At 59.8% G+C, this 12,069-nt stretch carries 8 protein-coding genes; 6 read left to right on the top strand and 2 right to left on the bottom strand.

Going from position 1 to position 12,069, the window contains the following annotated elements:
* Positions 1 to 119 precede the first annotated feature (119 nt).
* Together AC1DKH_RS16030 and AC1DKH_RS16025 are read right to left on the bottom strand one after the other, a co-directional pair.
* Positions 120 to 1,514 (bottom strand): PhoH family protein, encoded by a 1,395-nt coding sequence (locus AC1DKH_RS16030; RefSeq protein WP_477798638.1) that lies wholly within the window; start codon positions 1,512 to 1,514, stop codon positions 120 to 122.
* A gap of 336 nt (positions 1,515 to 1,850) precedes the next feature.
* Positions 1,851 to 2,975 carry a polysaccharide deacetylase family protein gene (locus AC1DKH_RS16025; protein ID WP_477798637.1) on the bottom strand — a complete coding sequence of 375 codons (1,125 nt, stop codon included), beginning with the start codon at positions 2,973 to 2,975 and terminating at the stop codon, positions 1,851 to 1,853.
* A 266-nt stretch (positions 2,976 to 3,241) separates the two neighbouring features.
* Between AC1DKH_RS16025 and yaaA the strand changes: the two genes are divergently transcribed.
* The 6 genes from yaaA to AC1DKH_RS15995 all read left to right on the top strand — a co-directional run bounded on the left by yaaA (position 3,242) and on the right by AC1DKH_RS15995 (position 12,056).
* Complete coding sequence (yaaA, locus tag AC1DKH_RS16020) at positions 3,242 to 4,021, top strand: peroxide stress protein YaaA (RefSeq protein ID WP_477798636.1); 780 nt, start codon at positions 3,242 to 3,244, stop codon at positions 4,019 to 4,021.
* An 826-nt stretch (positions 4,022 to 4,847) separates the two neighbouring features.
* A complete protein-coding gene (locus tag AC1DKH_RS16015; RefSeq protein ID WP_223459840.1) occupies positions 4,848 to 6,164 on the top strand; it encodes a nucleotide sugar dehydrogenase in 1,317 nt (438 codons plus the stop codon).
* A 200-nt stretch (positions 6,165 to 6,364) separates the two neighbouring features.
* Positions 6,365 to 7,846: a mannuronan synthase gene (gene alg8, locus AC1DKH_RS16010; protein WP_046041957.1), complete on the top strand. Its 1,482-nt coding sequence runs from the start codon at positions 6,365 to 6,367 to the stop codon at positions 7,844 to 7,846.
* Positions 7,847 to 7,881: 35 nt separating this feature from the next.
* Positions 7,882 to 9,051 carry a PilZ domain-containing protein gene (locus AC1DKH_RS16005; RefSeq protein WP_477753210.1) on the top strand — a complete coding sequence of 390 codons (1,170 nt, stop codon included), beginning with the start codon at positions 7,882 to 7,884 and terminating at the stop codon, positions 9,049 to 9,051.
* Positions 9,052 to 9,066: 15 nt separating this feature from the next.
* Positions 9,067 to 10,572 carry an alginate biosynthesis TPR repeat lipoprotein AlgK gene (gene algK, locus AC1DKH_RS16000; RefSeq protein ID WP_477798635.1) on the top strand — a complete coding sequence of 502 codons (1,506 nt, stop codon included), beginning with the start codon at positions 9,067 to 9,069 and terminating at the stop codon, positions 10,570 to 10,572.
* Positions 10,569 to 12,056 (top strand): alginate export family protein, encoded by a 1,488-nt coding sequence (locus tag AC1DKH_RS15995; RefSeq protein ID WP_477753208.1) that lies wholly within the window; start codon positions 10,569 to 10,571, stop codon positions 12,054 to 12,056. Before algK ends, AC1DKH_RS15995 begins: the two co-directional genes overlap by 4 nt.
* The last annotated feature ends 13 nt before the right edge of the window (positions 12,057 to 12,069 follow it).

Raw genomic sequence — 12,069 nt, 5'->3', positions numbered from 1 at the left:
TCAGGCGCCGCTGTGTCGACTGACACACCATCGCGAGCAAGCTCGCTCCTACAGGGGGGGATTTGTGTCGGGCACAAAAAAACCGGGCGGCTGTAGGGCCGCCCGGTTCCGGTGGACCGTTACAAATGCGATTCGGCGTATTCGGCCAGGATCGAGCGTGGTACCCCTTGCAGGGTGATGTGCACCCCGTTCGGGAAGTCCTTGAAGCGTTCAGTGAGGTAGGTCAGCCCGGAGCTGGTCGCGGACAGGTAAGGGGTATCGATCTGCGCCAGGTTGCCCAGGCACACCACTTTGGAACCGGCGCCAGCACGGGTGATGATGGTTTTCATCTGGTGCGGCGTGAGGTTCTGGCATTCGTCGATCAGGATCAGGCTCTGCTGGAAGCTGCGGCCCCGGATGTAGTTGAGGGATTTGAACTGCAACGGCACTTTGCTGAGGATGTAATCGACGCTGCCATGGGTGCTTTCATCATCCATGTGCAAGGCTTCGAGGTTGTCGGTGATGGCGCCCAGCCACGGCTCCATTTTTTCCGCTTCGGTGCCGGGCAGGAAGCCGATTTCCTGGTCCAGGCCCTGCACGCTGCGGGTGGCGATGATGCGGCGATAGCGTTTGCTGACCATGGTCTGCTCGATCGCAGCGGCCAGCGCCAGGATGGTTTTACCTGAACCCGCGGCACCCGACAGGTTGACCAGGTGGATGTCCGGATCGAGCAAGGCGTACAACGCCAGGCTCTGATAGATATCACGCGGCTTGAGGCCCCAGGCCTCCTGGTGCAGCAGCGGTTCCTGATGCAGGTCGAGGATCAGCAAGCGGTCCTCTTCGATCTCCTTGATCCAGCCGACAAAGCCCTGCTCATCAATGATGAATTCGTTGATGTGCACCGCCGGCAGGTTGTCGATCAACTGCACCTGATGCCAGGTGCGACCGTGGTCCTGACGGGTTTCGACCTTGCTCACGCGGTCCCAGAAAGAGCCGGTCATGTTGTGGTAGCCGTTGGGCAGCAAGGACACGTCATCGACCAGTTGGTCGGTGCTGTAGTCCTCGGCCGCGATCCCGCAGGCGCGCGCCTTGAGGCGCATATTGATGTCTTTGGTGACCAGTACCACGGGCTTCTTCGGGTCGCGCGCGTGAAGGTCGATAAGTTGATTGATGATTTTGTTGTCGTTCAGGTGCTCGGGCAGAATCAGGTTCGGCTCGGCATGCTTGCTCATCAGAATTGACAGCAAACCCTTGGGTCCGCTTTTGCCACGCTGGATCGGCACACCCTGCTCGACGTCATCGGGAGAGGCATCGCCCAGGGTCTTGTCGATCAGGCGGATGGCCTGGCGGCATTCGGCGGCTACGCTGTGATGCCCGCTCTTGAGCTTGTCGAGCTCTTCAAGCACGGTCATCGGGATCGCGACGTGGTGTTCTTCGAAGTTAAGCAGCGCGTTTGGATCGTGAATCAATACGTTGGTATCGAGTACATAAAGGATTGGCTGGTTGGAAGAAGAGCTACGTCCGTGATCATCCATACTCGGTCACCTTTGTGGGAGCCAGTCGACGCAATACCTTGACAGTGCTGCGCCTCGAAGTGACTGCCGAGTACACCTGCGGGGACTCAAGTGTTCTGCATACATGCGGGGTCTTGGAAGACGCCACCTGTGTTGCAGGTTTCGGCGGTCTGTCTTCGTAATACTCCAAAACGTGTGACAGAAAAAAGTACTTTGACGCTTTTTTGAAGTTTATTTTGCAGATTGACCAATAATACTTGGCGGACTGCCATCACCCGTTTACAGTCGGAAGTCAACCTGCAGCGAATCCCCTTCCAAAATCGCCATAAACCCAATGTTTACGGGGTTTTGTCGTTTTCAGCGAAACGCATCCTGGCAATCTTCCCAGCCGATTCCGACAGGCGCCGTTTGCGTGACCAGCCACGGCAACGCCGTTTTCACCCCATCCTGCTTCACATTGAAATTGATCACCCCGTGCCGCCAGAGCAGCATCAGGGTCAGCACCCGTTGCGCACTCGGGTTGCCCTTGAGTTTGCCGGCGCCGTCCTGGGCGTCGATGTCCCACAGCGCTACCTGCAGCCCCTGAGCCTTGAAGAAGCCTTCGGCATCGGAACGGCGCTGGCCATCGGGCGGACGGAACAGTGGCACGTAGTTCTCCGGCAGCTTGCTTTTGACCAGTTCGGCACTGCGGCGCACCGAGTCCTGCCAGTCCTGCCAGTGGCTGTGGGAACGGAACTCCCAGCCTTGTACGCCGATGCACTGGGTCGAGTAGGTCGCTTGCAGGTTACTCACCGAATGCTCGGCCAAACGGGCCTGGATGTCCTTGCCGAGGACGAAGAATGTCCCGCTCAGGTTCGACTTGCGCAGGTACTCGGTGACCCAGGCGGTGTTATCCGGCGCGGCATTGGCAGCGCTGTCGAAAGTCAGCAGAAACAGCCGGTCATGCATCTCGTCGCCGCTGCGCTCATAGTCGCCGAAACGATCGACTTCGCTGCTGGTTTGCGGGAACAGCGCGGCCTTGCGCAACTGCTCGTCCAGGTACTGGGTGTGGAACACACGGCTCGGCTCGGCCCACTTGATGTAGTAGCTGTCTGCGCCGACCTGGAATTTGGCAGCCTGCTCGCGCAAAGTGGGCATGTCTTCGACCAGGAAACAGAAGGAGGCATCCTGGTCGCAACTCTGTTGAGCGAAGTTGTAGTTGGCCAGCAGCCGTTGCCACAGACGCTGGCGAACCCGGTTGACCGACTCCAGATTGATCGTGCGCAAGCCCAGGCGCTGGGCCAGGGCGGGTTCATCCAGCGACTCGCTGGCCAACAGCACACTGGAAAACATGAGGATCTCGGCCCTCGACGCCACGTCGAACAGCGTCGGGTTACCCAGTTTTTCCGGCCAGGTGCTGCGAACGAGCGTTTCCACATCGCCCGGTGCCGCGAGGGCGCCGAAGCTCAGTAGCCAGATCGAGATGAGAAAAGCGATACGCAATGGGATGTCTCCATAACAAAACCCGCGCGGCACTATAGCTGATCCAGACACACCTCCTGCAGCAACACTGAACCACTGTGGGAGCGAGCTTGCTCGCGATAGCAGTAGTTCAGGCACCATCTTGGTGAATGTCATACCGCAATCGCGAGCAAGCTCGCTCCCACAGGGTTTGATGCAAGCCACCGGCCATCACCTATGGACGCGATAGCTGGAGTCAACACCGACAACCCCCTAGAATCGCCGCCACGATTAAAGGAGACGACTTCATGCTGATGGTGATTTCACCCGCCAAGACCCTCGACTATGAAACACCGCCGGCGACCCAGCGCTTCACCCAGCCGCAGTACCTCGACCACTCCCAGGAGTTGATCCTGCAATTGCGTGAGCTGTCCCCGGCGCAGATCAGCGAGTTGATGCACGTCTCCGACAAGATTGGCGGGCTCAACGCCGCGCGCTTCGGCAGCTGGACCCCCGCGTTCACCCCGGAAAACGCCAAGCAAGCTCTATTGGCGTTCAAGGGCGACGTTTACACCGGCATGAATGCGCAAACCCTCAGCGAAGCCGATTTCGACTACGCCCAAAAACACTTGCGCATGCTCTCGGGTCTCTATGGCCTGCTGCGTCCGCTGGACCTGATGCAACCCTACCGCCTGGAAATGGGCACCAGGCTGGCCAACGCCCGGGGCAAGGATTTGTATGCCTTCTGGGGCACGCGCATCAGCGAATGGCTGAACGAAGCCCTGGTCGATCAAGGCGATGACGTGCTGCTCAACCTGGCGTCCAACGAGTACTTCTCGGCGGTCAAGCGCAACGCCTTGAACGCGCGCATCATCAATACCGAATTCAAGGACCTGAAGAACGGTCAGTACAAGATCATCAGCTTCTACGCGAAAAAGGCCCGTGGCTTGATGAGCCGCTTCGTCATCGATGAACGCATCAACGACCCGGCCACCCTCAAGCAGTTCGACGTTCAAGGCTATCGCTACAGCACCGAACAATCCAAACCGGACAATCTGGTGTTTCTGCGCGATCACGCACCAGAGTGATGCACCCAGTCGGCGCACGACCTCCACAACTCTCGTGCGCCGACCCTTGACTCACTTCAACCTTCCCCGCCTTTTTCGCCATATTTATGGCGCCAAAAATACATCACCCAATTTTCTAACTTTAGTTTCACTCGACTTCGATCTTTTTTTTGCGTAGTGGCACTGACTTTTTTTAACAGTAGTGGCAAAAAAATATCCCGCCCAATGATCCGCCTATATATAAAGGGCGAAACGGCAAGTGCTATCAGTTTGAGAGCAGTGCCACCTTTCTCAATATTTCAAGAAATTTCAGATTTCACGATGAGCGGACTGGAACTATGTCCAAACGCGCCGCTCATACCACCGGTAACGATTCTCGCCGAGCGTGTACGAGATAACTTACGCAGATAAGCGATTCACGTAGCGAAGTTGAAACACTAACTTGCGCTGACTAATCACTGATTTGGACAACAGCAATCGGACAGGAGATAACGCGGTATGACTATCCCCTACAAGGCCACGGCAGCGCCCCTATAAACGTGCTCACCCGAGCACCCAACCGCTTGATCCACGGGCTTTCGGCCTGACATCAAGCGTGCAAGGCCGTTGCACCTGCATCCTTCCGACAGGAGGATCGGCTGCATAACAGGGCAAATCATAACAACAAGGCCTAGTTGCGCACACCTTGAGTGCATTTATTTAGACACTCGTAACTTATATGCCAGCACACGGCATTGCTGTGCCTGTAAGGCACACTTGCGAGTGCACTAAAACACGCTGAACACCATTAACTCCGGCCATCTAATGGCTTGATGTATACAGGCTTGATAACAGAGAGGTAATTGCGATGCGCATCAGCATTTTTGGTTTGGGTTACGTCGGCGCAGTATGTGCCGGTTGCCTGTCTGCACGGGGCCATGACGTCGTTGGCGTCGATGTGGCCAAAGACAAGATCGATATGATTAATGCCGGCAAATCGCCGATTGTTGAACCGGGCCTTGGTGAACTTCTGGCCCAGGGCATCCAGACCGGTCGCCTGCGTGGTACCACCAACTTCGCCGAGGCGATTCGCGACACCGACCTGTCGATGATCTGCGTGGGCACGCCGAGCAAGAAGAACGGCGATCTGGAACTGAACTACATCGAGGCAGTGTGCCGCGAAATCGGTTTTGTCCTGCGTGACAAGACCACCCGCCACACCATCGTCGTGCGCAGCACCGTGCTGCCGGGTACCGTGGCCAACGTGGTCATCCCGATTCTCGAAGACTGCTCCGGCAAGAAAGCCGGCGTTGATTTCGGCGTGGCCGTGAACCCTGAGTTCCTGCGCGAAAGCACCGCCATCGCCGACTACGACCAGCCGCCAATGACCGTCATCGGCGAATTCGACAAGGCTTCCGGCGACGTTCTGCAATCGCTGTACGAAGAGCTCGACGCACCGATCATCCGCAAGGACATCGCCGTCGCCGAGATGATCAAGTACACCTGCAACGTGTGGCACGCCACCAAGGTCACCTTCGCCAACGAGATCGGCAACATCGCCAAGGCGGTCGGCGTCGACGGTCGCGAAGTGATGGACGTGGTCTGCCAGGACAAGACCCTCAACCTGTCCCAGTACTACATGCGCCCAGGCTTCGCCTTCGGCGGCTCGTGCCTGCCAAAAGACGTGCGTGCCCTGACCTACCGCGCCGGTTCCCTGGACGTGGAAGCGCCGTTGCTCAACTCGCTGATGCGCAGCAACGAATCCCAGGTGCAGAACGCTTTCGACATCGTTTCCAGCCACGACAAACGCAAAGTCGCCCTGCTGGGCCTGAGCTTCAAGGCCGGCACCGACGACCTGCGCGAAAGCCCGCTGGTTGACCTGGCGGAAATGCTGATCGGCAAGGGCTATGACCTGAGTATCTACGACAGCAACGTCGAATACGCCCGTGTTCACGGTGCGAACAAGGACTACATCGAGTCGAAGATCCCTCACGTCTCGTCCTTGCTCAACTCCGATTTCGACGCGGTGATCAACAACTCCGACGTGATCATCCTCGGCAACCGCGACGAGAAGTTCCGCGCTCTGGTGCAGGACGTTCCACACGGCAAGCAAGTGATCGACCTGGTCGGTTTCATGTCCAAGGCCACCAGCGTGACTGGCCGGACTGAAGGTATCTGCTGGTAACGCGGAATCTGTAGGAGCTGCCGCAGGCTGCGATCTTTTGGCGCCGGCGTGATTGCTGAAGATCAAAAGATCGCAGGCTTCGCCAGCTCCTACAGGGATTCTGGCGTCATCCAGAGCGGGTGCCGCCAGTTTTCACAGGCCTGCCTTAACCCCATCGGGCCACCCCAAAGGCTCGCCCGAGATCGAGACGGATGCAGATTATGCACAGGCTAAAACACGGCCTACTCCAGGCCGCCGGTTGGCTGTTCTACCTGAGTTTACTGATGGGCCTCGCCATGGCGTTGCCCGTGTCCACGTTCGACTCCGAGTCGAAGGACTTCATTTTCCTGATTGGCGCCGTGGGTATCTGGCGCTACTCGATGGGTGCCACGCACTTTGTGCGCGGCATGATTTTTCTGTACATCGTCTACCCGTACCTGCGGCGCAAAGTGCGCAAGCTGGGCAAAGCGGCTGACCCGTCCCATGTATTCCTGATGGTCACCAGTTTCCGTATCGATGCCCTGACCACCGCGCAGGTCTACAGCTCGGTGATCCGCGAAGCCATCGACTGCGGCCTGCCGACCACCGTGGTCTGCTCCATCGTGGAAATGTCCGATGAGCTGCTGGTCAAAAGCCTGTGGAACCGGATGAACCCGCCGTCCCGGGTCAAGCTCGACTTCGTGCGCATTCCCGGCACCGGCAAGCGCGACGGCCTGGCCTATGGCTTCCGCGCCATCTCCCGGCACCTGCCGGATGATCGCGCCGTGGTCGCGGTGATCGATGGCGACACCGTGCTGGCTGAAGGCGTGGTGCTCAAGACCGTGCCGTGGTTCCAGCTGTTCGGCAACGTCGGCGGCCTGACCACCAACGAGTTCTGCGAAGTGCGCGGCGGCTACATCATGAGCGAATGGCACAAACTGCGTTTCGCCCAGCGCCACATCAACATGTGCTCGATGGCCTTGTCCAAGCGCGTGCTGACCATGACCGGCCGCATGTCGGTGTTCCGCGCCACCGTGGTCACCAACCCGGACTTCATCGCCGACGTGGAAAGCGACTCGCTGCAACACTGGCGCCTGGGTCGCTTCAAGTTCCTTACCGGCGATGACAAGTCGAGCTGGTTCAGCCTGATGCGCCTGGGCTACGACACGTTCTACGTGCCCGACGCGGCGATCAACACCGTTGAACACCCGCCGGAAAAGAGCTTCATCAAGGCCAGCCGCAAACTGATGTTCCGCTGGTACGGCAACAACCTGCGGCAGAACTCCCGTGCCCTGGGCCTGGGGATCAAACGCCTCGGCGTGTTCACTTCGGTGGTGCTGTTCGACCAGCGCGTGTCGATGTGGACCTCGCTGCTGGGCCTGACCGTGGCGTTGATCGCCAGCTTCAAGTACGGCACCGCGTTCATCCTGGTGTACCTGCTGTGGATCGGCATCACCCGGTTCATCCTGACCTTGTTGCTGTCGTGCTCCGGACACCGGATCGGCCCGGCCTACCCGGCGATTCTCTATTACAACCAGATCGTCGGCGCGCTGGTGAAGATCTACGTGTTCTTCCGCCTCGACAAACAGTCCTGGACTCGCCAACCCACCTCTCTGACCCGTGATCTCGCCAGCTTTCAACGTTGGTTCAACACCTGGTCGTCTCGGACCATGACCTTCTCTGCCGGCAGCATTTTTGTCGCCGTGCTGCTGTTGATGGTCTGACCGAACTCGCCTGAATTAACTAGGAAAACGCCCTTATGAATACCGCCGTCAACGCCAACGTAGTGCATGAATCCGAAGCCCAGCGCCAACACGCCCGCGTGAAAATCCCGGCCAAGCTGCGTTTCTTCGGCCCCGACCGCACACCGGTCGAAGCCCGGGTGATCGACCTGTCCGCCGGTGGCCTGGCGTTCAACGCCGGTCAATTGCCGCTGAAGATCGGTGACGTGTACAAGGCCCGCCTGCAATTCCTCATCGACAATCTCGGCCTGGCCATCGACGTCGAGTTGCAGGTCCGCTCCTTCGATCGCGAGACCGGACGCGCCGGCTGCCAGTTCCAGAACCTGGAACAACGGGACATCTCGACCCTGCGCCACCTGATCACTTCGCACCTGGCTGGCGACATTGTCAGCGTGGGTGAAATGCTGGCAACCCTGCAGCGCGACAACTTCACCAAGGCGCGCAAGATGAAGGACGGCGGCCACGGCATGTCCGCGCTCGGCCGCATGAAAGCCGTGACCTTCAGCCTGGGGATCTTCGTTGTCGGCCTGGCTGCATTCGGCTTTGTTTTCAAATCGGTGTACGGCATGTACTTCGTCAGCCACGCCCAGGCCGGTCTGGTCAGCGTGCCGGGCGTGAACATCACCATGCCCCGCGACGGCACCGTGCAGAGCCTGGTGAAAGCCGACGGCGTGGCCGCCAAGGGCGCACCACTGGCGACCTTTAGCACCAGCATGCTCGACGTGCTCAAGGGCCATCTGGACGAAGACCAACTGCAACCGGCCAAGGTTGCGGAACTGTTCGGCAAGCAGATGACCGGCACCCTGACCTCGCCTTGCGACTGCACCGTGGCCCAGCAAATGGTCGCCAACGGTCAGTACGCCAGCAAGGGCGACGTGATCTTCCAACTGGTGCCGCGTAACAGCGAAGCCAATGTTGAAGCGCGCTTCTCCTATCGCCAGTTCGGCGACGTGCGCCCGGGTACTTCGGTGCGCTTCCAGATCGCCGGCGAGGACAAGAGCCGCACCGGCAAGATCGTCAGCAGCACCAGCCTGAAAAGCGCCGATCTGTCTTCGGACATCCGCGTGCTGATCCAGCCGGACGAAACCCTGGACAGCTCCCTCGCCGGCCGCCCGGTGGAAGTCAATAGCGACCGTGGCCCGAACCTGAACTGGCTGATCGACAAAGCCATGGCTGTCGGTCTTTAAGTCGAGGACATGCCTGTGACTACTCCAACCCTCCTGAAAACACCGCGTTCCCTGTGGGAGCTGGCCTGCCAGCGATTGGATCAATGCGGTACCGCTGGAACACCGAGTCGCCTGAATCGCCAGCAGGCTGGCTCCCACATGGGGTTGATGGTGTGCTCGCTGGCCCTGGCAGTGTCTCTGGCCGGTTGCGCCGGCCTGCCCGACCAGCGCCTGGCCAACGAAGCACTCAAACGTGGCGATACCGCCACCGCCGCGCAGAACTACCGGCAACTGGCAGACCTGGGCTACAGCGAAGCGCAGGTCGGCCTGGCCGATATCCAGGTCGACAGTCGCGACCCGGCGCAGATGAAACAGGCCGAGGCGATTTACCGCGCCGCGGCCAGCGTTTCGCCGCGCGCCCAGGCACGCCTCGGTCGTCTGCTGGTGGCCAAGCCAGGTTCCACCGAAGCGGAACAACACGAAGCCGAAACCCTGTTGAAAAAAGCCGCCGCCGCGGGCGAAGGCAACACGTTGATCCCGTTGGCGATGCTGTACCTGCAATACCCGCACAGCTTTCCCAACGTGAATGCCCAACAGCAGATCAGCCAATGGCGTGCCGAGAACAAACCGGAAGCCGGTCTGGCGCAGGTGCTGCTCTATCGCACCCAGGGCACCTACGACCAGCATCTGGATGACGTGGAAAAAATCTGCAAGGCCGCACTCAACACCAGCGACATCTGCTACGTCGAGCTGGCAACGGTCTATCAGAAACAGGCCAAGCCCGAGCAACAGGCCGAGCTGATCAAGCAGATGCAAGCGGCGCATGCCCGCGGCAGCGTTTCGGCGCAGCGCGTCGACAGCGTTGCCCGTGTGCTCGCCGATGCGTCCCTGGGCAAGACCGACGAGAAAACCGCACAGTCGCTGCTCGAACCGATCGCACCGGCCTACCCGGCGTCGTGGGTCAGCCTCGCGCAACTGCTCTACGACTTCCCCGAACTGGGCGACGTCGACCAGATGATGAAGTACCTGGACAACGGCCGCGCCGCCGACCAGCCCCGCGCCGAACTGTTGCTGGGCAAGCTCTACTTCGAAGGCAAACTGGTGCCGGCTGACGCCAAGGTCGCCGAAGCGCATTTCCAGAAAGCCGTCGGCCGCGAAGTCGCTGCCGATTACTACCTCGGTCAGATCTATCGCCGTGGCTACCTGGGCAAGGTCTATCCGCAGAAAGCCCTCGACCACCTGTTGACCGCTGCGCGCAACGGCCAGAACAGCGCCGACTTTGCCATCGCCCAACTGTTTTCCCAGGGCAAGGGCACCAAGCCTGATCCGCTGAACGCCTACGTCTTCAGCCAACTGGCCCTGGCCCAGAACACTCCGCAAGCCACCGAGCTTGCGCAAACAATCCAAACGCAATTGCCGCCCGATCGGTTGGCCGAAGCCCAACGCCTGTTGAAACAAGAACAGGCCGTGCGCGGTGCCCTGAGCCCGAACACGCCGGAACTGCACACCCTGCAAGAAGAAGTCAGCGAGGAATCCCAATGAAGTTGAATCCATTCATGAAGGCCGGCATCGGCCTGACATTCGCGCTGATCTGGTCTTGCCCGACGCTCGCCGCGATGACTGAGACCAAGAACTTTGGCCTCGAGGTGAAGGTTACCGGCCAATCCGAAGACGACAGTGACCTCGGTACCAAGAGCGGTGGCGACGTCAACGGCGTCGGCCTCGACTTGCGTCCATGGATCTATGGCGAAAGCGGCGCGTGGAGCGCCTATGCCATGGGGCAAGCCGTGACGGCCACCGACATCATCGAGACGGACACCTTGCAAGGGACCGCCAGCGATGGCACCACGCCCACCGACAACGGTGATCGCAAGACCAAGAAAAACTACCTGGCCATGCGCGAATTCTGGGTCGGCTACAGCGGACTCACTCCGTATCCGGGCGAGCAGTTGAAGCTCGGTCGCCAACGCCTGCACAACGCCGACGGCCAATGGCGCGACACCAACATCGAAGCCCTGAACTGGACGTTCGACACAACCCTGTTGCGCGCCAACGTCGGGATCGCCGAACGTTTCAGCGAGTACCGCACCGACCTCACGGAACTCGCCCCGAAAGACAAGGATCGCCTGCACGCCTACGCCGATGCGTCGTATCAGTGGACACCGGGCAACTGGGTCGGCATTCGCGGTCATCACACCCACGACAACGGCAAGCTCGACTTCCCGGAGCCAGGTGTGCCGGCGGATTCGCTGGACAAGAAACAGAACGGCGACATCAGCTGGCTCGGCCTCACCGCCGACAGCGACGCCTACAACTGGCGTAACACCAACACAGTCAATTACTGGGGCAGCATCACCGGCATGAGCGGCGACCGCGACATCGTCAACCCGCTGAACGCTGATGGCACCGCTCCGGCACAAGCCAAATCCAGCGGCAACGTTAATGGCTGGGCCACGGACCTGGGTGTGCGTCTGCGCCTCGATCCGCAATGGCAAGTCGGTGCCGCCTATGCCCGCGCCAGCGCCGAGTACGAACAGAACGGCCTGGAAAGCAACCGCTCGAACTACACCGGTACGCGCTCGCGGGTTCACCGTTTCGGCGAAGCCTTCCGTGGCGAAATGCAAAACATGCAGACCGCGACTTTGTTCGGTTCGTGGATGCTCAACGACGAATACGACGCCAGCCTGATCTACCACAAATTCTGGCGCGTCGACGGCAACAAACCGGTCGGCAGCAATGGCATCAACGCCGTCGAAAACAACACCGACGATGCCACCGGCGCAATTCTTTCCACCACGTCCCTGCCGCTGAACGATGGCGAGAAAGACCTCGGTCAGGAGATGGACCTGGTGGTCACCAAGTACTTCAAGCAAGGCCTGTTGCCGGCGGCGTTGAGCCAGTCGATCGACGAGCCTTCGGCCCTGGTGCGCTTCCGTGGTGGCGTGTTCAAGCCAGGCGATGCGTACGGCAAGGAAGTCGATTCGTACATGCACCGCGCGTTCATCGACGTGATCTGGCGCTTCTGATGCACATTGCGAA

It is taken from the genome of Pseudomonas sp. 05L36, from assembly GCF_056398125.1.
Note: the sequence above shows the minus strand (reverse complement) of the source record. Positions and strands in the feature narration are given on the sequence as shown.